The organism is Litoribrevibacter albus (genome assembly GCF_030159995.1).
Lineage (GTDB): Bacteria > Pseudomonadota > Gammaproteobacteria > Pseudomonadales > Litoribrevibacteraceae > Litoribrevibacter > Litoribrevibacter albus.
Window position 1 is genome coordinate 196,655 of the sequence record NZ_BSNM01000011.1, and the last position, 24,195, is coordinate 220,849.

The following is a 24,195-nucleotide window of genomic DNA, read 5'->3' on the forward strand; positions in this document are numbered from 1 at the left end:
AACACTAAGAGTTTATAAACAACACCCTAGAAACGAGGTGCCTCATGACACAAGTGCAAAACAGTAGCGCAACGACAGAACGTCTAAAGAAAACAGATACGCGCTCAAAAACACGGAAGAAGCTGTTCACTCATGTTGTAGAAAGCAAGGATGCGGATGACACTTTGCTAAGGGACATGTGGCGGATGCGATTAAAATTTCTGACGTTGAGTATTCCGGAAGAAGAGGATTACGCCATCTTCAAAGATTACTGTACCCGTCCCGACACATTTCTGTTTACCTTCCGGGGAGAAGACAATGAAATGGGCGCCTTCTTTACCTTCTCATTTCATCCGGTGAACAAGCCCGGCCACAAAGCCTTGATGATTCACTCCAAGTATTATTACGTGGATACGCCTTATCGCGGGCACCCGAAAATCACCTCTGCTGCATGGCCGATGATGCCAAAATTTATTTGGCGATATGGCCTACGTCGCATCTACTTCGCAGCGTTTACCTTCCCAACCAGCTTTGTCTCACTCAGCCGAACTTTTGGTCGTGTTTACACCATTCAGGGTGACCTGGCGCAGCCTTGGGAAAAAGAAATGTTAGAAGCACTGGCAGCCAATCTGAATGGCAATAATTGGGATACCAACGAAAAGCTGATCTGCAATATGGGCGTGCCTCAAGCAGAAGAAAAAGCGGCTTCTAAAGGGGTTACGGAGCTGAGGAAGGAATACGAACGCTACAATCCAAACTGGCGTGACGGGAAATCGCTCCCGATCATGATGCGCTTTGATTTAGCAACGATGAAAAGTGTGATTGGCACCAGCCTAAGGAGGAACAAACGTAACAAACAATAACTGGATAACTGCACAGACGAGAGCCTCTAAAAAAATTATCAAACGGTTTGAGGCTCTCTGATTTCAATAGTGGTGCACTTTATTTGCATATTAAATACGGCTTTAGCATATTTAATGCGGCTTATGCCGAAATACTCATCCAGTAAGCCAATAACACCAAACCGCCTATGACCACAGAATAAGCCGACAACAGCAATCGCCAATGCCAATCGACATGCCTTAACTCCATAAAGTGATCGACCACCAGCTGACTTTTAGCAATCAACAAGCCCAAGGTAACCACTGCGCCTAACATACCGGCATGACCGGCACTGCCAATCACCGCCGCTAATAAGGTGGCGAGCACGAGAAAGAACCAAACCCAAGTGACTTTCTTAACACTGATCACACTCTGCTCAGTATTTCTATCAGACAAATCCGCCATCGTTTTCCTCCAAGGTGATACTCTCGTTCAGATCGTAATTCCCGTTCAGATCGTAATTCCTGCTTAATGCAGTACATAAACCAGAGGGAAGAGAATGATCCAAAGCAGATCGATCATATGCCAGTACGAAGCACCACTCTCAACGACCGCCACTTCCTCACCAGAATAGGCGCCCTGACGAGACTTGAACGACAAGATGGCTAAAACCACCATGCCCAATAACACATGCGCAAAATGGAAAAACGTCAGGAAGAAATAAAACATATAAAAGGTGTTGGTATGGAGGCTAAAGCCCGCATCTAATGTTTCCGAATACTCCCAAAGTTTCACCACCACATACACAGCACCGCACACCAGCGCCCAATTCAGCCAACGAGAACACCCTCTTTGATTGCCTTGATGCGCTTCAATCACTGCCCGAACAACAAAGTAGCTGCTGGTGATTAACGCCAAGGTGTTAATCACACCAGCAGTTCTGTTGAGATGATGAAAGCCTTCCTGAAACATCTCCAAGTTGTTAAGACGAACAAAGGCATAGGCCACAAAGAAAATAGAGAACACCGCCAATTCCGCCAGGATGAAAAACCAAATCGCCAAATCACCCGGTAGTGGTTTGCTTGTCTTCAATAACTCATCACCTGCCAATGCTTGAGGTGTCGTTTGAGGAGAGGTGTATGTCATAAGCCATCCAGAAAGAAGATCAAGATTAGATCATACCTAATAGTAATTTTTAGCTTATGACCGAAGTCAATAACCGAGTATTTTAATCAAGTATTTAATACATAGAATGCTTCTATCCTATAGCACAGTAACGAATAGATAAGCCTGAACCTCTAGGGAGCCTGCGGATTCGCTGTAATACCATGTAATACCCTTTTATCTATTCATCTTCCAATCTTACTCACAGCTCCCACTTCACGTCTTTGACGTATCTTCCTTTGAACCTAGGGAACCTCTGAACAAAAGGTTCAAGGAAATAGCAATTGCTCAAATCGATAGATTAAAGGAATAAAAATCATGAAAAGCTTGGATTCATATGTGAAATACATTGCTGTGGCAGTATTAACACTGCTTTTGTTAGGCTGTAACGGGCAACAAACACAGTCGGATCAACCCTCCGAAACGGAAAACACCGGTCAGATGGATAACGCCAACGCTCAGTATTCACCCAATATGGAGGCTTGCCTCCCTGACCCTAGTTGGCTTAAAAATCCCCAATTACCCACTGAAATCGCATCAACAGACACCTTCTGCGACTTTTATAAGTTTTCTTTACAGTCTTTCATTTACTTCCTGAGTAAGAATAAAGACACCCAAACATGGAACTTCGAAAACATCGATAAGTTCCCTGTTTATAACTATGCAAATACGGGCGCCTCATGTACGGATAAACCAAATGATTTATCGGTGAGCATAAATCAAGCGAAAGGTAATGCTGTCATTTATGACCAGAATAAAAACGTTGTTTATTACTCCGTTCATTTTACCCGTGAACTCTGTAACGCCCCTAAGCAAGGGGATCTGCCGGTAGGTACCATTGAACTCAAGATGGCATGGCGGATCATCTCCGACTATGACAAAAGCCGATACGTTAACATCACCAGAGACCTCGCAATTACCAGTGCTGATGGTCAACAGAGAAACCTGGAAAACGTGACGCTTGGGTTGGCTGGCATTCATATCATTCAATCAACGAAAAACCACCCAGAGATGATGTGGGGAAGTTATGAACATGTGGATAACAATCCGGATTGCCAACCTAAAGCCTATAAAAGCAACTTCTCATTTACCAGCCAGGCTTGTTACAGAAGCTTAGTAAAAGGTCACTATACAGATCCGGCCTGTAACTTTAATGAGGCACCAGAAACCAATAATCTAACAGGTGGGCCTACTGAAATTTGCCGCGTATTCCCGGATGGTTCTGATGCTTCAAACCCGCTTTACTATAAAAATTCACAAGGCGTTCCTTATGATGAAAACAAATACGACCTCAATATCGATGCGATCAATCAGTTAAACAAGGCAATGACCGCCAGTAATTATTTTGACAGTGAACCGGTCTTAAAAAATTACTACATTGCCGGTGGGTTATGGTTGAATGACGTAAAAGAACCTTCGTCAGTGGCAGATAATCAACGCGGGTCGTTGGAGCTTACCAATACCTTGATGGAAACAACCGTTCAAGGGGGGGATGTATCTAAGAGTGGCGATCTATTAAATTGCTTCGATTGTCACATTTATAAGCCAAACGAAACGACTACAAGCGGCCTTAGCCACATCTTCAAAAGTATACAAAGCCCGAAAGGTATAGCGCACTCATTTGAGGGCCATAAATAGAATATTCAGCACCCTTTAGCTAATAAAACGCCTTGAATTACCAAGGCGTTTCTTAGTTTCAAATCGCCTTAAACATTTAATTCAGAGCACTTAGAATCCGCTTCTTCTTAAATCCTTGAATGACCTGATTGTTCACAATCATCAAGGGGACACCGTTACCACCCAATGCCTTGTATTGTTCATCCCCAACCGCAGATTCTTCAATATCGTATTCAAAATACGCAATGCCCTGCTCTTCAAACAAAGCTCGCGCCTTAGCACAATAACCACACCATGAGGTGGCATACAGAACCACCGGCTCTGTATGGCGATCAGCAAACTCGGCAGCACGTTGTTCAATCACACTTGGTGGTGGCGGGTTGAGATAGACATCAATGGCATCACGCTTTTGATAGACAAACAGCCCAATCAAAAGCACGCCTAAAATAATTTTGCTGTTCATAACTTCTCGTCCAGTCCCTTGTTACTCGGTATACGTCCCTAAAACCCGACGATCATAACACAGTCAGATCTAACCCTTGAAAACCGCATATCTATTGATATATCAACGCTTGGAATATCAATTAGTCGGCAAGTTCATTTCTCATCAAAACCGCTTTTCACTATCGTGCAATCTTGAGGTTGGGTCCGGGTTTACAACTCGTAGGACGTAAAGCAGGCAAGTGCTCTGTAAACAAGAATCAATGAATTCCCTAACCAATTAACAACACTCGATTCAACGAATAGGTGATGCAATGAGCAAGTATTATCTCTGTCAGATTTCCGCCCCTGAAATAACCTTCAAAGCGGTGCTTTCTTCCAATCAATTGGAAGATCAAGGTAAGACCGTGTCCAATTTTGATTTGCCGGAAGACACCAAAATTACAGTTCTTAGAAAAGTGATACAGAACAGATTCTTTAATAGTTCATTAGTTAAGCTGGTGCCCTGATATTCGATGAATGCCTTGTACTTCCTGATTCTGCTGATATTCCTCAGCCAACTCATTGCGTTGTTATTTTACGAAAGCAATTAACTCCTCGATTCCAAAAGCCAGAAACTGGAAGCAGAGAACACTTTCCTCAGAAGATAAGCAGAACAGAAACTCACCGTATTGACTATGAGTAACGATGGGATAAAAGTGCAGAAGCAGCACTTCAGTCACATTTGAGAGAAGCTCAAATAGTGAAACTGAAGTGATCTAGTAAAAATTGATGATGTTCGAATTGATAACGGACAAATTAATAAAGTAAAAAGCGATGCAGTGAAAATAGCGCTATCGGGAGAGTTCGTCCTTGGCTTGTCGAATTAAATCTTTATACAAATCATTAAAATACCGACCCGATTGTTTCGCCTTTTGAAGAATGCCGGACAGCAATTCTTTAGCCTTATCCTTCTCACCCTGTGATTTCAAAAACAACGCATAATAAAAAGTGGCTTCCGGCCCGGTGTAGTACTGATGCAAGGCTTCATACTCGTGTCGAGCGGAGATCGCATCCTTCAACTGTTCCAATGCCCTTGCATACAAAAGATGCGCATCCTGGTTTTTATAATCTGGGTTGCTATCAATCAGTTTGTCGAGTGTTTCCTTAACGTCTGTGTAGCTCTTGAGCCCAAAATCAGCTTTCGCTATCCCAAACAATAATTCGGGGTCACTTTGATGAACCCCAGTTAGTCCCTTGCTGTATAAGTCCTTCGCTTGCTGGAACATGCCTTTTTCCAAGCATTCTTCAGCCAAGGCTATGGTGTTATGAACCGTTGGAGCAATGGAATAATTTTTAGCCGCTTCGTTAAGGTCTTTGTTAGGGTTAAGGACGGACTGCACTTTATTTCCGGCTTTTCTACCGGTACGGCTACTCGCCAATTCCGGATACACTTCCAAAATGAAGTAGGCAATCGACCCAGCCAAAGGCAACATTACAATGATCCATATCCAGGTAGTGCTTCGCCCGGTTTTAACCACATGAATCACAAAGCAGACTTGAATTAAAATAGAGAGAATGAAAATAGGCATTGATTAGAATCTTCCTTTTTATTGATTACCTTCATGTATCAATGAAGGCAATAATCAGCTCATCCACGAACTCCATTCGCGGCCATCAAATTTTGTGCTGCATTTGTCACACAAAACAATCGCAAGATCAACAAGAAGGCGCGTTTAAGCCCACTTCTCTCTCGGTGATACATAGTTATTGATCGCCTCTAACAAGGCCTGTGGACTGTCCGTATGAATCAGCATGTCGGCATAATCAGGCTTTAAGAAACCTGCGGAGGTCATCGTAGAAATCATATCTTTCAAAGGATCGTAATAGCCATTGGTGTTGTAGAACGCACAAGCCTTAGTGTGGTAACCCAACTGCGCCCAAGTCCAGGCTTCGAAGATTTCCTCTAATGTGCCCGCGCCACCTGGTAAAGCGACAAAGGCATCAGCCAAGCGCGCCATCTCGGCTTTACGTTCGTGCATATCCGCCACGACTTTTAATTCGGTTAACGAAGGATGTGCGATCTCTTTTTCCTGAAGCGCTTCAGGAATAACCCCAAACACCTCACCGCCGGCATTCAGACAAGACTGAGCCACAATGCCCATCAAACCGACATTGCCACCACCATAGACCACAGCAATCCCTTGCTCGCCAAAGTACCGCCCCAGCTCAGCCGTCGCCTCAGCAAACACAGGATCAACCCCAGCACTGGAACCACAAAATACAGCTATTTTCATAAAGGCTTCTCTTTACATCCAACCCATCAAACAAAACGACTGCAGGAAACACGCGCTTCCTCGCTCGCCTCTTCAATTTAAACCTATACTGAACTAACCCTTAAAAGAAAACGAGTCCCAACCTCAACTATGCTGGACGAAATTACCGAGTTTAAATTTAAACTTAGATTATATCTTTCGATTTTTGGTGCAGCAGCGGCCTCATTTTTCAGCGCTCTTCAAATCAGTCGGGGTGACAACATCACCGGCCTCATTTCCATTCTGGGGTGCACCTATTTTCTGATTGTTATTTATTTAATGATTCAGAAACGGATCTATCTTTGGAAGGGCAGAGGGTTCTTATTTTTTATTCCCATCACCATTCTTAACCTAATTTACCTTCGCCCTGAATTCGGAATCTATTGGGCTTATGTGGGAGTAATCAGCTTTTTCCTGGTCATGGAACTCAAAGAAGCCACCGCTGGGGTATTGGTATTCTTGGCGGGCGTTTTTTACCTCTCCTACCCTAACCACACAGAATATGTTCTGTATCGGGTCTATGGCACCTTAACGTTAGTTGCGCTATTTACCTTTTCGTTTTCTTATTTAAATGATCGCCTGCATCAGCGTCTTAACAAAATCGCGACCTACGATCCCTTAACTAATGCATTGAATCGCTATACCTTCAACGCCGCCGTAGAAAAAGAGTTGTTCTCCTGCCAACGATATAACACTCAGGCAACCCTGCTGCTTTTGGACGTGGATCACTTCAAACTGATTAACGATACCTATGGTCATCAGGCCGGAGATAAAGTACTGAAGGAATTGGCTCAGGTCATCATGCAGCGCATCCGCGCTACCGACCAACTGTTTCGTTATGGAGGGGAAGAATTCGCATTGCTTCTGCCTCAAACCTCCATTGAAACAGCACTGACAGTAGCCGAAGAACTCAGAAAAATGGTTGCTCAGCATGACTTTAATATCTCTAGACAAGTCACCTTCAGCGGTGGTCTTTCTCAAGTGAATGCTCAAGAAACATTAAAAAGCTGGGTCAGACACTGTGATAACGCGCTGTATCAAGCCAAAGAGCAGGGCCGGAATTGTATTGTGATTGAGCAAGGAGAGTCTCAGTCATAGCCTGCCTTCAATCTCCTTCCACAAATACTCCACAATCAAAGGCTGGGCTTTGGCTGTTGGGTGAAGGCCGTCTTCCTGAATGAACTCAGGGGGAACCCTTGTCGCCCCGGAAGCCGGGTCTTTAATAAACAAAGGTTCAAGCATGAACGGAACAAATCCTGTGCTATGTTCGTCTGATAATTGAATAAAAATATTATGGAACATTTGAGTATAGCGACGGCCATAGTTAGTAGGGATTCGCATCCCCAGCAAGAGCACTTCGATTTGTTTTGCTTGTGCGGACTGAATAATCTGAGACAAATTGCGTTTCATTTCAGTAAGCGATAAACCTCGAAGCCCATCGTTTGCCCCTAGCTCCAGAATCAATAAACTGGGTTGATGCGTGGTAAGTAAGTGCTCAATCTGGGACAAGCCTTCGACACTGGTTTGTCCGCTGATACTGACATTGATGACTTGGGTATTACGTTGTTCAGCATCCAGTTTTTGTTGAAGCAGCACAGGCCAACTTTGCTCAACCTCGATGCCGTATCCGGCACTTAAGCTGTCACCCAAAATAAGAATACGGCTGGCTTGTGCCATACTCACTGAACTAAACAGCAACAAAGTGAGTATAACTATCAGAGAGAGACCGCCGAAAAGAGCACGCTGCGGTAATGAGAAAGACCGTCGTTTCATCACTCTCAAATGTGTTAACGAATTATAAAATGGAATTGAATAACCCATGGTTGTAATCAAAGCAGAAAACCTCAGTAAGACCGTTTCGTTAGGCCAACAATCACTCACCATCCTATCAGGACTCAACCTGGAGGTGAATTCAGGTGAGACACTGGCAATTCTGGGGCGTTCCGGTTCAGGTAAATCAACCTTACTGAGCTTACTGGCGGGGTTGGATTCAGCCACCGGCGGCCTGATCTCACTCAACGGCAACGAGCTAACCCTGCTCGATGAAGATGGCCGCGCTGAAGTAAGAAACCAACATGTGGGCTTTATCTTCCAATCTTTTCAATTACTGCCCCATCTCACTGCACTAGATAACGTCATGTTGCCGCTGGAACTGGCCGGTGATAAGGACGCGGAGGAAAAAGCCAAGTATTGGCTAACAGAGGTTGGGCTGGGTAACCGCATGGATCATCAACCCAATCAACTGTCAGGCGGCGAACAACAACGGGTGGCCATTGCACGTGCCTTTGTCACTCACCCTGAAATCCTGTTCGCGGACGAACCTACCGGAAACCTCGACCCCAATACGGGACAAACCATTACCGATTTACTCTTCCGCCTGAACCAGCAACAAGGAACCACCTTAATTCTGGTCACCCACGATCATGAATTAGCAGAGCTGTGCCAGCGGCAAGTCTCGCTCGAAGAAGGTAAGCTGGTAGAACAGACCTCGTTGGAGGCACTGTCTTAATGTCTCCAAGTATTTCAATCGCTCGCAAACATTGGTGGAAAGACATTTCCAGCGCCGAAATGCGATTACTCTTCATCGCAACCCTGATTGCAGCCCTCAGCATGACGATGATCACCACCTTTACGGATCGTCTCACCCGAACCATGAGCTACCGGGCCAGTGAGTTAATCGTCGGGGATTTAACACTGCAAAGTCAGAACCCCATCAGTGAGAGCATCATCTCAGAGGCAAAACAACGAGGTTTCCTTCACTCTCCTGCACTGTCGTTTTCAACGATGGCCTTTGCCAATGACCAACTGCAGCTCACACAAATTCGAGCCGTCTCAGACAACTATCCCTTAAAAGGCACCATCACCATTGCCGATCAGCCTTTTGGTACAGGCGCGCCATCGGCTCAGCCTCCTACACCTGGCTCCGTCTGGGCAGAGCAACGAGTGATGCACGCACTGGGTTTGAGTCTCGGCGATACCGTTGAAATCGGTGACGCCTTGTTCACAGTGGATAAAATCTTAGTACAGGATGCAGATCGTTCCGGGAACTTCTACAGCCCGTTTGGGGCAATGATCATGCGAATGGAAGATGTAGAGAAAACGGCCGTACTTGGTCCCGGCAGCCGTATTTTGCACAAACATTATTTTAGAGCGCCACAAACTACATCCACTCAGGATCAAACGGATGATGTCACACAAACCCGTCTCATCCAGGAGTTTGCCGATTGGCTCACGCCTCAGTTAACAGAGCATGAGAAATTGAGGGGAGCAGTGTCCTCTGAAACCTCGATGGGATCAGCAGTTCAACGGGCACAACAATACCTGGGCTTAGCCAGTTTAGTAGCCGTGTTACTGGCAGGCGTTGCCATTGCCATGAGCAGCCAACGGTACAGTGAGCGCCATTATCAAACCGCCGCACTGCTACGTTGCTTAGGGGCTTCCCAACAACAAATCAGTCGCATCTTTCTCGTAAAGATTCTTATGACAGGAGTACTGGCCGTCACCCTAGGCAGTGCCCTCGGGTTTCTTGCCCATTACCTGCTATTTGAATTGATGAAATCACTGATTCCTTCAGACATTTTGCCAGCACGATGGACACCCGTACTGATCAGCATGAGTGCCGGATTAATCGTCCTCATGGCATTTTCCTTAGCACCGATTCAAAAGCTGAAGGAAGTGTCTCCGGTTCGGGTGTTAAGACGGGAACTCAACCCTAAACCGGTTAAACTCAACGCCTTCTACCTCATCGCCATCGTTTGTATGGGTGGCTTGGCGTACCTGCTGACGCAACACCTGCAACTGACGCTGATTTTCGTGGTGGGTCTGGTGGTCATGGCCGTGTTGTTTAGTGCACTGTCCGCCGCTCTGTTAGTAGCCCTTCATAAGCTGGCACCCAAACTGCCAAAGAAGGTTCAGCTAGGCTTTAATCAGCTGTATCGTCACCGTTACTATGCCATTTCCCAGCTCAGTGCTTTTGCCTTTATCTTCACGGCAATCACCTTGATTCTGGTGGTACGAACAGATTTATTTTCCCGTTGGCAAGCATCAATTCCCGCCAACACACCGAATCATTTTGCGATTAATATCTTACCCGACAAGATTAACGCCTTTGATCAATTCCTTAACAAGGCGGGTGTCGACGGCAGTGAATCCTACCCGATAGTGCGAGGACGATTGATTGAAATTAATCAGCAAATTGTTCAAGAAGCTGTTTCGAAAGAAGATCAACCAAACGCTATTCGAAGGGAGCTGAATCTAACCTGGAGTGAACACCCTGGGGCTGATACGGAAATTGTTGCCGGAAAATGGTGGCCTGAGCTCAATACCTCGTCCAATCAAGCTGCGACCGCTGCACATCAGGATGCTCGTAACTTTGAACATAACTACGTTTCCATTGAAAGTGAGCTGGCCGATAAACTTGGCGTAGCATTAGGCGATATTCTCACCTTCAAAGTCGCAGGCAAACGTCTTGATGCCGAGGTTTCAAGCATTCGCAAAGTCCAGTGGGATAACTTCAAACCGAACTTTTATATGATCTTTCCACCGGGCACGTTGAATGCCTTCCACCATACCTACCTCAAGAGCTTTTACATGGATGCCCAAGATCATCAAACCCTGATTGATCTTAACCGGGAATTCAAAGCGGTCAGTATCATTCCGGTCGAACAAATTATTCAACAAATCAGAGGCATTCTTGACCAGACTACAGTCGCGGTGGAGTACATACTGCTCTTGGTGTTAGCGGCGGGTTTAGTGCTGTTATTTGCGACCCTGCAAAGCACCCTGTCGATTCGACGACATGAGGCCGCTATTTACCGCACGCTGGGGGCTTCAGGCAATTACATCAACCAATTGGTTATCTACGAGTATCTATGGTTAGCGCTGCTGGCAAGCGGCTTGGCGATGTTCGCCACCGAAGCACTGAGCTTTGCACTCTACCATCGTATATTCGAAGCCGAATGGCAGCTCCACTGGTCGCTTTGGCTTGCTACGCCACTGGGTGCCATTTCAGTGATTGTTGCCAGCGGTTGGTACGGCAGCCGCCCGGTCATCCAGGCATCGCCTAATCGCTTGTTGAGGGAAGTTAGTTAACCCTCACATAATTAACTCGGGATTGGAATCAGGCAGGATCGACGCAGACCTGTAGGCAAATCAGAGCTGCACCGTAACACCCACCAAAGCCGTTCGGCCACGGGCGGGAAGCCCTTCTTCCAGCCCCTGTTGAGGCGACCGGGTACGATAAGAGACATCCCCAAGATTATAGATGTCCATTCGCAAGGCCACCTCTGGGGTTACTTCCGCTTGCATTGAGGCATTGAAGATCCAGTAATCATCCAAATAGGTTTTGCCATCTGGACCATTCTCTGTGGATAACACTTCATCGTGGTAATAACCACTGAGATTAAGATTCAGCGGATGTCGATGATAATTCGCGGAAAAGAAACCTAAGTTATCTGATACCGGCTCTGAATCGATGGTTTTAAAGATGTGAGTGTAACCGGAGCGAAGTAACAGATGATCACTCAAGGCCACGTCCAACTCATATTCCAACCCGTTTACTTCATCCTGACCAACGTTCTGAGGTTGGAAAGCCGTAAAGCCAGGCACCACATCGTCCACCAGCACAGGTTTGACCAGATTTTCATAGTGGTTATGAAATAGGGTTAACGTGGATTGCACCATATCTCGCTGGTAATGCCAGCTCAACTCGTAGGTATCCACTTCTTCGGGTTTTAAATCAGGGTTGGAAATTCCACCCGAGGCGATACCTGCGCGAGTTTCAGCAAACGACGGAGCACGAAATGCTTCACCATAAAGAAGTTTGAAGGTGTGTCGATTCAGGCTATAGACCATGCCTCCCCGATAACTGTTGTGGCTACCAAAGTCATCGTATTTATCGTGGCGAAGGCCTGCCGTTAGACTCAGGTTTTCAACGACTCGCCACTCGTCCTGAAGGTACAAACCTTTACTAATTCGGTCACCCGGCTCCAACAAATCATAGCGCACGCCGGCGATATAGAATCCGCGTTCAAGCGCAAAGTTATCTGTGGGTACCAGCTGGCCCGTTGCCGCCAGGTTATCGATATCAATGTTGGTCTGGAAGGGATTCAGACTGTTTTCTTCCTTCATCCAGGAACCACCAAAACTTAGTAGGTGATCCGGATGTAATTGCCAGGAAGCGTCCATTCCCACCCGTTCATGCTCAACCGTGCGGATATTACCGCCCACCATCAACTGCTGACTGCTATTGGTCCAATACAAAGGGCTGCCAGTGGGGTCAGGAACCGGGTTCTCAGGAAACAAGCCAAGGACGGTATCGTAATCGGATGAACTCTGCTCTCCGTGAACTAACAACTTAAAATCCGTTACCTCGTGTTGATAACTCACACGCAGTAATTCGTTATCCGTCTTGATTCGTTGATGGTCAATGGCTTGTGCTCCGCCGCTGATAAAATCCTCATTTGTGCGCTTGGCCAACCGATAATAGGCGCTGAAACCTTTAAAGCGCCCTTGCAGATAGAAATCGGTACGATGAATGGGATCTTGTGTCGGCTCGAATTGTCCCTGGAAGTCATAGAAGGCCGGATAGTGCTCACCATGATCCTGATAATCCTGGGCAAAAAGTGACACAGACAAATCAGACCATTGATGAGACCACTGAAGTGCGGCCTCTTGCGCATTATGACTTCCGGCTCTGAGTTTAATGTTGGACGAATCACGATCCGAGATCAGATTGATAACCGCAGAAAAGGCGTTAGCACCATAGAGCGCAGAACCCGGGCCCCGAATGATTTCCACTTGTTGAATGTTTTCCAGGGTAATTTGGCGATCTTGAGAAAACACGCCGCCAGTAATCGGATCATTTAACCGGGCGCCATCCAGCAACACCAAAACCTCCCGACCTACGGTGTTGGACTGTCGTCCACGAACGCTAGGAACACTAACACCACCTTCAGCATCGGTACGGGACATTTGAAAACCGGGCACAAAATTCAATAATTGATCAAGAGTTTCGACACCCATCCGTTGCATTTCATCCTTGGTATAAACGGAAACAGAGGATGGGGAGTTCTTAACCAACCGGCTTGTACCGGTAGAGACATCCACCGTAATGGTCATCAACTCTTCCAAAGACAACTCAAAGAAGTCGTAATGCTCAGAGCTGGCAAATTGAGCCCAACAAGGTACGGACCCCCCTAGTAGACCGAAACTCAGAAACCGAACAAGAGGGCTGCTTTTCATCGCAAAATCACTCCATCTAAGTGATTAAAATATAGACCAGATCTCATGCTTCACACCGACTCCAAAAACGCATCCGAGCGATTACATCAGCTCATATTCAGAGAAAATTGTTATCTCCCGAAGGACTTGATCTAGTATCAAAAATAGAAGCAAGCACAGCACACATGCTAAGAAGCGGGAGGACACATGGACACATTGATTGAATTTCTTGGTTGGGCCACGCTCATAAACTACCTGATTCTGTGTTTATGGTTCGGGCTGTTTGCGTTTGCAAAAAACTGGCTATATAACCTGCACACCACTTGGTTTGATATTTCCAAACCTCAGTTTGATGTCATTCATTACACGGCTATGGCGATCTACAAATTATTCATCGCCTTCTTTGCAATGATTCCGTTTTTTATTCTATTGGCTATCCGGTAGGGACAGCCAATGCTCAACTCGAACGCGCCTATCTGTTCATGCCTTAAACCGCGAAGGCTGACGCCGAGGTGTTGATATCGTTAACCACTTCTCCCAATCGAACGGTGGCCAAGGAAGTTTGCTCGCTGTGTTCCTTCAACGACTTGGACGATTCAAAAATATCGTGAATATAGCTGTTTAATTCATTGGCTGCGGCGGTTTGCTCTTCAACACTGGTGGCAATCTGAATGTTCATCATGCTGATCTCTGCCACTTTCTGAGTCATCTCACGCATCATTTGAATGGCCTGATCCGCCTGATGTTGACCTTTTGCCCCCTTCTCGCTGGATAAGGATACCGACGCCACCACATTCGCAATCACTTCTTTAAACTGACTTAACGTGCTGCGGACTTCTTCCGTGGCTGAATGGGTTCGAGCCGATAACGTTCGCACTTCATCGGCCACCACCGCAAAGCCTCTGCCGTGGTCTCCGGCTCGGGCAGCTTCAATCGCCGCATTCAACGCCAACATATTGGTTTGGTCTGCAATGTCCTGGATGGAATCTAACAATGTCTCGATGTCAGCACTGGTATCCTCTAACTGACCAATGGCGCTGACAGAATTCTGAACCTCTTCCTGCAAGGTTCGAATTGCATCCTGAGCCATGCCACTGATGGTTGTGGTCTCATTGAGTTTTTCATTCACGGTTCCTACAAAGTTGGCGGTCCCTTGAGCGTTTCGCGCCACTTCCTGAATGGCACACGACATTTCTTCCATGGCAGTTGCCGACTGCTCTACCTTCATGTGCTGTTCAGCCGTAGACAGATTCACTTGCTCTGTCATCACAGACATTTCAGTGGCCACATCCGTGATACTGTTTGCTGAGGTTTTGATTTCAGAAATGGCATGAGAGAGTTTTTGATTTAAGCCGTTAAAGGCACTTTCGAGAATGTCCAGTTCGTTGGTTTTGCTCTGAACCCGATGAGCCAGTTCATCGTCATTAATCAAACTCAACACGTACTGAATGAGTTTATTCAGAGACACACTGATGCTGTTTGAAACCAGTAAAACACTGAACAGGGTAATTACCGCCAACAGGGCTAAGGTGCCATATAGAATGGCCGTCACCGTCTCGGTTTGGTCATGTATAGCCACTTTGAGTTCTTCCTTGACGGAAGAAAAGATGGTTTCTAGATTATGAGCTGCCGCCCGGAGGGTGCCATGTAAGCCATCTTTATGGCTAAGACCTTTCATTTTCTCCGCTTCATACAGCGTCATAAATTGAGTTTGATAATCACTCAGAATGGGAATAATTTCTGCCTTTAAAGAAACCGGTACCTTAGTTTTGAACGTCTCAATAGACTGATTGAATTTGTCGATGTATTTGCTGTCCCGACGCAACATGAAGTCTTTCTCATGACGTCGTAACATCAGCATTTCAAACAAGAGCATGGGCTGGTTTTGAATTACTGCCTCAACTTGATGAATACTTCCCCTCAATGCACCATACAAACCACTTTTATGATCAAGCCCTATGGTCTGCTGATACTGCGCCAATGCATTGAAAGACTGTTGGTAGCTATCGAGCTCCCTTTTCATATCAGATAAATTGAGTGCGCTGTCCTGCAACTGAACCACCAATCCTCGCTCAAACTCAGACGACGTCGCTTTGGTCGTGTCATAGAGTCGATTAAACTCTTCAATGTACGCAGCATCTTTTCGAGCTAAAAAATCTTTTTCTGTCTTACGAAGCTCCAATACCTGCTCGGACAAGGTTTCCAGTGTATTGGCCAGCTCATGCAGTTGATGCAAGGATTCACTGGAGTAACGGCTCAGACCTCCGGTAATCAAAAAACCTACCGCAACCAACAACAAAATAATAATGTGCTTGTGACGAACGGATAAGTGCTGGCCCAATTCCATGTGACACCTCTATATGGTTTGTTTGAGTAGGCTGGTGAAGCTTTCTTCAGTCCAATCAATTAAGTATCGTAAACAAACCTATAGGTTTCAGATGAGAAGCACTGAAAAGCATGTAGGAGATCATCCGCGAATGGCTAGTGACCATTGGTCAGTCACTCATGCCAACTGAAATATTTGCATATACTCTTATAGGAATAGATTTCCGAGAGTAGATTATGCGTCGTATCCTGATCGGTTGTTGGTTCCTGCTAAGTTCATTCATGTGCCAAGGGTATGAAATTCAGATCGTTACTGAGGATTTCGCCCCTTACAGCTACAAAGAAAACGGAAAGCTCACGGGTATTTCTGTTGAAATCGTTGAATCCTTATTAGAACAATTGAACCTGCCTTCCAATATTCGGGTCTACCCTTTCAAACGCACCATCGAGCTGGCGAAAACCCGGAAAAATACGCTGATCTTCTCCATTATTCGAAGTGAAGAACGTGAACGACACTTTAAGTGGGTTGGTCGACTGGCTCCAATCACCACAGCCCTGTTCAAGTTAAAACAACGCACAGACATCAATATCCAATCCATTGAAGACATAGCAGAATTTCGGATCAGTGATATTCAAGGGTCTGCGGTCTGGGAGCATTTAAAGCGCTATGATATTGAGGTGCTTGAAATTCCCTCCACCGCTCAAAACATTCAGATGCTGAAGTTAGGACGAATCGACCTCACCAGTACTGTAGAACTCAATTTTTATCACACGCTCAGAGTGCTGGACTATTCGCCGAAAGAGTTTGAAGTAGCTTATGTCTTTGATGAGCTTTCAAGCCATCTCTGGCTGGCGTTCAACAAAGATACAGACGATAAAATCGTAGAAGACTTTCGAGAAGCGCTGCAGACCTTCAAGACGTCAGTTATGTTTAAATCGTTACTGAAGAAATACAATCCTAACTTAAATGATTAGTTGGGATCGTTAATGTAAATGCGGCCCCCCGTGATTGGTCATCATCAATAGAGATCTTACCTCCCAGCTTTTCTTCCAACTGTGTTTTTACAATGTACATTCCCAAACCGGTCCCGCCTTTGCCGCGTTCGGTTGTAAAGAAAGGCTCAAAGACATGCTCGATCACGTTGGTTTTCAGACCTTTACCATTATCAGCGTAGTGAATCAAAACCTCATCGCCTTCTAAACGAGCGGTCAGGTAAATTTTCCTTTCTTTAATGTCTTTAAAGGCATGGCACATAGAGTTCAAAAGTAAATTCGACAGGACTTGGTACAAGGCTCCGGGATTGATTTCCAAAGCGATGTTTTCCGGGATATCCAGCTCCACATGAATACCAGACTTGCTCAGCGTAGGGGTCAGTGTATTGAGAATATCCTGAATGTACTCGTGTAAAAGCACATATCGCTGTTCATTGGCCGCCTGATCCGACACCACCAATTTAAAACTGGTGAGCAGTTGTTCAATACGCTGCAATCCATTCAATACCAGCTGATTGCATTCTTTTACCTGGTTCAATCCCATTTCCAGATCGTTTTTTGTGATAGAACCATTTTGAAATTTTTGTTCAAGCTCTTCGATGCAATTGTCTAACCCTGTGATCCCGGTAATACCAATACCGACCGGGGTATTAATTTCATGGAAGGTACCCGCCATTAGTAAGCCGAGAGAGGCCAACTTATCTTTCTCAACCAACTGCTGCTGAGACGCCTTCATTTCATCAATCGCATCTTTCAACTGCTCATTTGAGAGTCGTAACTCTGCCGTCTGGCTATTTACTTCCTGAGCAAGATCATGAGTAAAGTTTTGGCTCTCTTTGACCGTTCTGTAACTGTAAATCGCCACACACACAATTGCCCCGGACAGCAGCATCAAACTCAGATAAAACCCTGTCCGTCGTTCAGCCCGATGCATTTCGGCACGTATTTCAATGTCCTGCATCCGCTCCACCGCCAACGCATCAATCAATCCGATTCGTTGCGTAGCCTTTTCGAACCACTCACCAGGGGTCATGTTTTCAGGATGGATAGCAGAATGAAGCGTGCTGATGGCGGCCTCTTCGATGGCTGTCACTTCTTGATATACAGGGGTTTCTATTAGCTGATGTAGAGCCGACTTCCCTTTGAAATTAGGATTCTGCTCCAGCCGGGAAAGATGATCAAAGTAGGACGCCTGAAACCAGATCACATCTGAATACTGAGATACATTGGCGTAGTGACTTGCGAAAACACCGTTTAAACGCCCACGAATTTGTCCTGCACGCTCCTTCATCCAAAGAAGATCCAGAAGGTGCAACAAGTCCCGGGCGAGTTCTGTGCCATTGATTCGATCTATTGAAAGCTGAATCGTATTTAACGCAAGACCAGTGACGTCAGAGTAGCTTTCAAAAAAGCTGTCCTGAGCATCCAGGCGATCCACATTCAGGCGTATTTCTCTGAGCATGAGATGACGATGAAATAGCTGCTGCAATGCTTGATGCGTATGCTCGTCAATGGAATTACTGTGGGTCTGAGTGTGTTTCAACAGCTTTTCGTAAGACTGATCGACGAGTGCTCGTTGTGCCTTCATCTGTTGTTGAAATTCGGTATGGTCGCTGGCAATAAATCCTTCGGTGTAGCCTCGCTCTTTAGCCAACGCATCCAGATACATCATCACTGGTTTCGAGTGTTCGACCACATCAACCACTGACTTCCAGACTTTCTGTTCCTTCCACAACCACTCCATCACCTGGAAAGACACCAAACACAGCAAAAACAACGGTAACACCACCAGAGTAATCAGCTGATACCAATAGTGGGGCCGAGCATGTGATTCATCTTTATGAAAGTTGGACGTCATAACGCAAGCATTAACAAACCATAATCAGCTAAAAGACTAGACAAGTTGACGAAACTGCGCCATTAAAAGCATTGACTGTTCTTACCGCTGGTAGGATAGTTTGAAGATCTATTGCTGGCTTAATAAACAATGAATGCCTATCATTTCTGCCCGCACATTCCTGCTGTTTCTTTGATGGACTATTTGTATGAGAACACCGCTTATTACGCGTGAAGGCTTTCAGAAGCTTAAAGCAGAATTGGATCATCTCTGGCGAGTTGAACGCCCTGAAATTACCGAAAAAGTCGCTTGGGCGGCCAGCCTTGGGGATCGTTCCGAAAATGCAGACTACAAAGAAAACAAACGAAAGCTGCGCTCAATCGATCGACGAGTACGCTATCTCAGCAAACAAATTGAAAACCTGAAAGTGGTCGATTACGGCCCGGAGCAAGAAGGAAAAGTATTTTTTGGCGCCTGGGTTGAGGTAGAGAATGAAGACGGGGAAACCAAGACCTTTCGTATCGCCGGCTACGATGAGATTTTTGATCGCAATGATTACATCTCGATTGATACCCCAATGGCCAGAGCACTGGTTGGAAAGGCCGTTGATGACGAAGTATTGGTGAGAACGCCTGAAGGTGAGAAAATTTGGTACGTCAATTCGATCACGTATCAATCCGATCCAAAATAAAACAACTCGTCTATAAAAAATTCATTTCGAAAAAGTGCGCCTGTCGATGACAGGCACACAGTATTCAAAACAACATACTTTACACAAAGAAAGAGTACAGAGAGCCTGAGTAAGGCTCATTAGCCTTCACCCTGGGTTAAATACTTCGCATGAAATTTTAAATGGTCTTCAATGAAACTTTGGATGAAAAAATAGCTGTGGTCATAGCCTGGTTGCATCCTTAGCTCTAACTGAGCCTGTGCTGCTCCAGCGGCTGACTGTAAGTGCTCAGGCTTTAATTGCTCTTCCAAAAAACCATCACTGTCCCCCTGATCTACCAGAATCGGCAAGGCACAACCGTTACTCTCTAATAGAGAGCAGGCATCATAAGCTTTCCACGTATCCTGATCTGGCCCCAGATAGTTAGTGAACGCCTTTTGTCCCCAAGGGCATTTCATTGGATTGGTAATCGGACTGAACGCCGATATAGACTGGTAACGATCTGCATTCTTAATACCGATCGTCAACGCACCGTGCCCACCCATGCTGTGTCCGCTGATGGATCTAAGGGATGAGACAGGAAACGTCGCCTCAATCAACGCAGGCAGTTCGTTCACCACATAGTCATACATATGGTAGTGCTCGGACCAAGGCGCCTGAGTCGCATTCAGATAAAAGCCAGCGCCTAGTCCAAAGTCGTAAGCTCCATCAGGATCATCCGGCACGGACTCTCCACGAGGGCTGGTATCCGGTGCAACAATGGCAATCCCCAATTCTTCCGCCATCCGAAACGCGCCGGCTTTTTGCATGAAGTTTTCATCAGTGCAGGTTAGCCCGGACAACCAATAGAGCACCGGAACCGGCGTGTCTTGAGTAGCGCAGGAAGGTAAGAAAATAGCAAACCGCATCTCACATCCCAACACCAGAGATGAATGACGATATTGCTTGTGCCAACCGTTAAAAACCTTGGCCTGACTTACATGTTCAATGTCCATAGTCATATCCGTGCGGGCGCCCATAGGCGCCCTACCCCCTAGTCGTGATCAAAATGAATAACACTTCGAATACTTTCACCCTTGTGCATCAAATCAAAGGCGTTATTAATCTCTTCCAAAGGCATGGTGTGGGTAATGAATTCCTGCAATCCAAATTCACCCGCCAAATATTTTTCTACAATACCAGGCAATTCAGAACGGCCTTTCACACCACCGAATGCAGTGCCACGCCATACCCGCCCCGTCACCAACTGGAATGGACGAGTTGAGATTTCCTGGCCTGCACCCGCCACACCAATAATGACCGATTCGCCCCAACCTTTGTGACAACATTCCAACGCCTGACGCATCACATTAACGTTGCCAATGCACTCAAACGAGAAATCGACACCACCGTCGGTCATCTCAATAATGACTTCCTGAATCGGCTTATCAAACGTGTTTGGATTGATGCAATCCGTCGCGCCCAATTGCTGAGCCAATTCAAATTTACTTTCATTGATATCAATTCCAATGATGCGACCAGCACCGGCCATACGAGCACCAATGATGGCGGACAAACCAATGCCACCCAGACCAAAAATAGCCACGGTGTCACCTTTCTGAACCTTCGCAGTATTCAACACCGCGCCCATACCCGTTGTAACACCGCACCCCAACAGACACACTTCTTCCAACGGAGCTTCTTTATTCACCTTAGCCAAAGAAATTTCTGGTAGAACCGTATACTCGGAAAAGGTAGAGCACCCCATGTAATGGTAGATAGGTTCACCGTCTTTGTAGAATCGGGTTGTGCCATCCGGCATCAGACCTTTGCCCTGGGTTTCACGAACCGCCTGGCATAGGTTGGTTTTCCCCGAAGTACAAAATTTACATTCCCCACATTCTGCGGTGTACAGCGGAATCACATGATCACCGACTGACACGCTGGTGACGCCCTCACCCACCATTTCTACAATACCGCCGCCTTCATGACCCAGGATCGCAGGAAAAATCCCTTCCGGATCTTCACCCGACAGCGTGAACGCATCGGTATGACAAACACCTGTGGCAATCACCTTAACCAACACCTCACCGGCTTTTGGCAACATTACATCCACTTCTTCTACTTTTAATGGTTCATTAGCGGCCCAGGCTACGGCTGCTTTGGCTTTGATAAATTGGTCAGTCATGATTCGCCTCATGAAAAAAGAATTAGGTTTCTAACAATGAATGAGCAGTATATTTATTTCCATAAAAATAATAATCAGCAATAATTGAAAATATTTATTACATATATGAAATAATTGTTATGACGTGTTGGGATGGAATCAGCGAGTTTGTCTGTGTCATTGAACAGAAAGGTTTCACCGCCGCTGCGCAAAGACTGAAAACCTCACCGGCCCAGATAAGCCGTAAAGTGGCAGCGCTTGAAGCCCGGTTAGCGGTTAAACTGATTAATCGTACCACTCGAAAGGTGTCTTTAACCGAAGCAGGCCAGTTGTATTATCAAGAGTGCAAAGCCTTGGTAAGCGGGCTCGAAAACGCGGATCTCCTTGTCAGTCAAATGCAATCCAAACCCAAAGGCCTGATTAAACTGACGGCACCCGTTACTTATGGAGAACAAATCATTGCGCCCTTGGTCAATGATTTTCTGGTGAAGTACCCGGACTTGGAAGTGGAGTTAATCCTCACTAACCAAAAACTGGATCTAATAGATCAAGGCATCGACTTGGCGATTCGGCTAGGACAATTAAAGGATTCCAGCTTTATTGCCAAACGCCTGGCCAACCGAAGACTCCATGTCTGTGCTACGCCCAAATACCTGGATCAATGTGGAACGCCTTACGCACTGTCAGAACTCAGTCAACATAATTGTCTGATGGGCACACTGGAACAGTGGCGTTTTAAAGAAGCCGGTAAAACGAGGAATCTGAGTGTCCACGGCAGAATCAAATGCAACAGTGGCCCGGCGCTATTAGACGCAGCTCGTAAACATTTAGGATTGGCGCAACTACCTGATTTCTACGTTGCACCATTGCTGGCCTCAGGCGAACTGGTTGAAGTACTTTCTTCTTATCAGGACGACTCGGAAGCCGTTTGGGCACTGTACCCGCAAAGGCAATACCTCTCCCCTAAAATGCAGGTACTCCTTGCGTATATTTCAGAACAACTGGCGTAGCTGGATGCTCTTCTGGAAAGGAAATATTGATCTCTCAGAGTTCGACCTCAGTACACATCCCCTTGAATGTGAACACGATCTGGCGCTCCAAATTCGAACCGTAGGCTTTTTGAATAATGTAAGTAAAAAGATGATCTTTGGTCATATAAAAGACGCCATAAAACCCCTCTTTGGGTTCGCAGCGATATTGGCTTTGGCAGTTGGCAAAAATGGGTTCAGAATCATCATTCTCCCATACCTGCCATTGCCCGGTTTTATTTGTCAGCATTAACTTTAAGGAAGAAACATCGTACAGATTGGCCGCAATATTCCCTTTTCCGGTATGCTCAATACCCGCCCCCGCCTCGGCCTGGCATTGATAGGTAAACTCATCCAGCGCCATCGTCATAGAACTAAACATCACTAGCAACACGACAAGCCCATTACAGACACAGTTCCGAGTCGAGCAAGTAGTATCAACAAACATACAACAACCCTACAACAAAGGATGTACGGTGATACATCCACAGAGGTTAACTGTTCCCTACTAAGGTCTTACCTTATTCCAGTCTAGCAAAGTCCAATCAGCTAGCGGATTTCCTACCCTTCGAATCGCAATTACCATCCTTACAAATTCGTTGTTCGAGCATTTTATAATGTAGCTCAGCATGTTCTTTTACAAAGCAACTTACATGCTTTCTCAACCACTTTAACCCCGGATCATGTTCCTGACGTTTATGCCAACACAAGGACAATTGAGGTGCCATCACTTCCAGGGGAGGCTGAACCACAGCTAACTCTTTATTAAAGATAGCATTCTCAATGGTGGTGGACGGCATCATTGCGATGAGATCACTTTGTTTCAGCAAAGGGGTAACTGCAGAAAAGTGATTCACCGACATTGCAATACGACGCTTTAATCCGTGCTGAACCAATACCTGATCTGTCACTCCTGTGGTATCCCCAGACAAAGACACCAACAGATGATCTGCCGACGCAAACTCTTCCAAGGTTAAATCCGCTTTTGCCAAGGGATGGCCCTGTCTCATCACACAGACATAACAAGGGGTGTAAAGATAATCGGTTTGGATGACGGAATCGCCCAGGACATTGGCACCGATCAGCATATCCACTTCGGCGGCATTCAATAGATTACTGGCATTGGTGATCGTATAGGGAATGGCATGGACATTAATTCCAGGCGCTTCTGCTTCAATCAACTTTCGAAGTCTTGGCCATATCACATCCACTAATGCATCAGCCGAAGCAATTCGAAACGTTCGGGTGGCAGAAGCAGGATCAAAACTGCCCTGATCAATCGCCTGTTCCAGATTATTTAAAGGTTCACGAACTTGGGACCAAAGATTTTGAGCGTAAACCGTCGGACGAATGTTTCGGCCATCTTTTACAAACAATTCGTCTTTCCATACTGAGCGCATTCTGGACAACGCATTCGACACAGCGGGCTGAGTCAATGCTAATCGATCAGCGGCCCTGGTTATTGACCCTTCGGTCATAATTGCGTCAAAAATTACCAGTAAATTTAGATCCTGATGGCGCATTTTCTTACTCTCGCTATACAAAAAACTCTCCAATTTTCCTGACCAAATAATTCATTTTCTATCCCATGAAAATAAATCATCAATTTTTATGATGATTACCATTAAAAAATATAATTATATTTATAGTTTTGCCAG

Annotated in this window: 23 protein-coding genes; 10 read left to right on the forward strand and 13 right to left on the reverse strand. The window is 45.8% G+C overall.

The window, feature by feature from the left end; translation table 11 throughout:
• Positions 1-44: 44 nt before the first annotated feature.
• The gene (locus QQL66_RS07920; RefSeq protein WP_284380568.1) at positions 45-842 is read left to right on the forward strand and encodes a hypothetical protein; all 798 of its coding nucleotides are present in this window, start codon (positions 45-47) and stop codon (positions 840-842) included.
• Positions 843-963: 121 nt separating this feature from the next.
• On the opposite strand, the gene QQL66_RS07925 is transcribed toward QQL66_RS07920, so the two are convergent.
• Complete coding sequence (locus tag QQL66_RS07925; RefSeq protein WP_284380569.1) at positions 964-1,266, reverse strand: cytochrome C oxidase subunit IV family protein; 303 nt, start codon at positions 1,264-1,266, stop codon at positions 964-966.
• 63 nt (positions 1,267-1,329) lie between these two features.
• Positions 1,330-1,947 carry a cytochrome c oxidase subunit 3 family protein gene (locus QQL66_RS07930; RefSeq protein WP_284380570.1) on the reverse strand — a complete coding sequence of 206 codons (618 nt, stop codon included), beginning with the start codon at positions 1,945-1,947 and terminating at the stop codon, positions 1,330-1,332.
• Positions 1,948-2,283: 336 nt separating this feature from the next.
• On the opposite strand from QQL66_RS07930, the gene QQL66_RS07935 reads away from it, so the two are divergent.
• Positions 2,284-3,603: a hypothetical protein gene (locus QQL66_RS07935; protein WP_284380571.1), complete on the forward strand. Its 1,320-nt coding sequence runs from the start codon at positions 2,284-2,286 to the stop codon at positions 3,601-3,603.
• Between the two features lie 76 nt (positions 3,604-3,679).
• On the opposite strand, the gene QQL66_RS07940 is transcribed toward QQL66_RS07935, so the two are convergent.
• Positions 3,680-4,045: a glutaredoxin family protein gene (locus QQL66_RS07940; protein ID WP_284380572.1), complete on the reverse strand. Its 366-nt coding sequence runs from the start codon at positions 4,043-4,045 to the stop codon at positions 3,680-3,682.
• 292 nt (positions 4,046-4,337) lie between these two features.
• Between QQL66_RS07940 and QQL66_RS07945 the strand changes: the two genes are divergently transcribed.
• Positions 4,338-4,532: a hypothetical protein gene (locus tag QQL66_RS07945; protein ID WP_284380574.1), complete on the forward strand. Its 195-nt coding sequence runs from the start codon at positions 4,338-4,340 to the stop codon at positions 4,530-4,532.
• Positions 4,533-4,856: 324 nt separating this feature from the next.
• Here QQL66_RS07945 and QQL66_RS07950 read toward each other — a convergent pair whose 3' ends face one another.
• Both QQL66_RS07950 and QQL66_RS07955 read right to left on the reverse strand, forming a co-directional pair.
• Positions 4,857-5,594, reverse strand: a complete 738-nt coding sequence (locus QQL66_RS07950; RefSeq protein WP_284380576.1) for a PLDc N-terminal domain-containing protein — start codon at positions 5,592-5,594, stop codon at positions 4,857-4,859.
• Between the two features lie 144 nt (positions 5,595-5,738).
• Positions 5,739-6,299, reverse strand: a complete 561-nt coding sequence (locus QQL66_RS07955; protein ID WP_284380577.1) for an LOG family protein — start codon at positions 6,297-6,299, stop codon at positions 5,739-5,741.
• A 129-nt stretch (positions 6,300-6,428) separates the two neighbouring features.
• On the opposite strand from QQL66_RS07955, the gene QQL66_RS07960 reads away from it, so the two are divergent.
• On the forward strand, positions 6,429-7,415 hold the full coding sequence (locus QQL66_RS07960; RefSeq protein WP_284380579.1) for a GGDEF domain-containing protein: 987 nt from the start codon (positions 6,429-6,431) through the stop codon (positions 7,413-7,415).
• Here the strand turns inward: QQL66_RS07960 and QQL66_RS07965 are convergent.
• The gene (locus QQL66_RS07965) at positions 7,410-7,994 is read right to left on the reverse strand and encodes an arylesterase (RefSeq protein WP_284380580.1); all 585 of its coding nucleotides are present in this window, start codon (positions 7,992-7,994) and stop codon (positions 7,410-7,412) included. The genes QQL66_RS07960 and QQL66_RS07965 overlap by 6 nt on opposite strands.
• 142 nt (positions 7,995-8,136) lie before the next feature.
• Between QQL66_RS07965 and QQL66_RS07970 the strand changes: the two genes are divergently transcribed.
• Together QQL66_RS07970 and QQL66_RS07975 are read left to right on the forward strand one after the other, a co-directional pair.
• Positions 8,137-8,826 carry an ABC transporter ATP-binding protein gene (locus QQL66_RS07970; protein WP_284380582.1) on the forward strand — a complete coding sequence of 230 codons (690 nt, stop codon included), beginning with the start codon at positions 8,137-8,139 and terminating at the stop codon, positions 8,824-8,826.
• Complete coding sequence (locus tag QQL66_RS07975; protein WP_284380584.1) at positions 8,826-11,408, forward strand: ABC transporter permease; 2,583 nt, start codon at positions 8,826-8,828, stop codon at positions 11,406-11,408. Before QQL66_RS07970 ends, QQL66_RS07975 begins: the two co-directional genes overlap by 1 nt.
• A 60-nt stretch (positions 11,409-11,468) precedes the next feature.
• On the opposite strand, the gene QQL66_RS07980 is transcribed toward QQL66_RS07975, so the two are convergent.
• Positions 11,469-13,559, reverse strand: coding sequence for a TonB-dependent receptor plug domain-containing protein (locus QQL66_RS07980; RefSeq protein ID WP_284380585.1), 2,091 nt, complete (start codon positions 13,557-13,559; stop codon positions 11,469-11,471).
• Positions 13,560-13,745: 186 nt separating this feature from the next.
• On the opposite strand from QQL66_RS07980, the gene QQL66_RS07985 reads away from it, so the two are divergent.
• Positions 13,746-13,982, forward strand: a complete 237-nt coding sequence (locus QQL66_RS07985; protein ID WP_284380586.1) for a DUF6868 family protein — start codon at positions 13,746-13,748, stop codon at positions 13,980-13,982.
• Between the two features lie 43 nt (positions 13,983-14,025).
• Here QQL66_RS07985 and QQL66_RS07990 read toward each other — a convergent pair whose 3' ends face one another.
• Positions 14,026-15,885 carry a methyl-accepting chemotaxis protein gene (locus tag QQL66_RS07990; protein WP_284380587.1) on the reverse strand — a complete coding sequence of 620 codons (1,860 nt, stop codon included), beginning with the start codon at positions 15,883-15,885 and terminating at the stop codon, positions 14,026-14,028.
• A gap of 215 nt (positions 15,886-16,100) precedes the next feature.
• Between QQL66_RS07990 and QQL66_RS07995 the strand changes: the two genes are divergently transcribed.
• Positions 16,101-16,838, forward strand: coding sequence for a substrate-binding periplasmic protein (locus tag QQL66_RS07995; protein ID WP_284380588.1), 738 nt, complete (start codon positions 16,101-16,103; stop codon positions 16,836-16,838).
• On the opposite strand, the gene QQL66_RS08000 is transcribed toward QQL66_RS07995, so the two are convergent.
• Positions 16,822-18,714 carry a nitrate- and nitrite sensing domain-containing protein gene (locus QQL66_RS08000; protein ID WP_284380589.1) on the reverse strand — a complete coding sequence of 631 codons (1,893 nt, stop codon included), beginning with the start codon at positions 18,712-18,714 and terminating at the stop codon, positions 16,822-16,824. The genes QQL66_RS07995 and QQL66_RS08000 overlap by 17 nt on opposite strands.
• Before the next feature lie 187 nt (positions 18,715-18,901).
• Between QQL66_RS08000 and greB the strand changes: the two genes are divergently transcribed.
• On the forward strand, positions 18,902-19,384 hold the full coding sequence (gene greB / locus QQL66_RS08005; protein ID WP_284380590.1) for a transcription elongation factor GreB: 483 nt from the start codon (positions 18,902-18,904) through the stop codon (positions 19,382-19,384).
• A 119-nt stretch (positions 19,385-19,503) separates the two neighbouring features.
• Here greB and fghA read toward each other — a convergent pair whose 3' ends face one another.
• Together fghA and QQL66_RS08015 are read right to left on the reverse strand one after the other, a co-directional pair.
• Entirely contained in the window at positions 19,504-20,358 is an 855-nt protein-coding gene (fghA, locus tag QQL66_RS08010) for an S-formylglutathione hydrolase (protein WP_284380591.1), read from the reverse strand.
• A gap of 38 nt (positions 20,359-20,396) precedes the next feature.
• On the reverse strand, positions 20,397-21,530 hold the full coding sequence (locus QQL66_RS08015; RefSeq protein WP_284380593.1) for an S-(hydroxymethyl)glutathione dehydrogenase/class III alcohol dehydrogenase: 1,134 nt from the start codon (positions 21,528-21,530) through the stop codon (positions 20,397-20,399).
• 119 nt (positions 21,531-21,649) lie between these two features.
• Here QQL66_RS08015 and QQL66_RS08020 point away from each other — a divergent pair, with 119 nt between their 5' ends.
• Positions 21,650-22,519 carry a LysR family transcriptional regulator gene (locus tag QQL66_RS08020; protein ID WP_284380594.1) on the forward strand — a complete coding sequence of 290 codons (870 nt, stop codon included), beginning with the start codon at positions 21,650-21,652 and terminating at the stop codon, positions 22,517-22,519.
• A gap of 34 nt (positions 22,520-22,553) precedes the next feature.
• On the opposite strand, the gene QQL66_RS08025 is transcribed toward QQL66_RS08020, so the two are convergent.
• Complete coding sequence (locus QQL66_RS08025) at positions 22,554-22,985, reverse strand: hypothetical protein (protein ID WP_284380595.1); 432 nt, start codon at positions 22,983-22,985, stop codon at positions 22,554-22,556.
• Between the two features lie 97 nt (positions 22,986-23,082).
• Entirely contained in the window at positions 23,083-24,081 is a 999-nt protein-coding gene (locus tag QQL66_RS08030; protein WP_284380596.1) for a LysR family transcriptional regulator, read from the reverse strand.
• Positions 24,082-24,195: the final 114 nt, after the last annotated feature.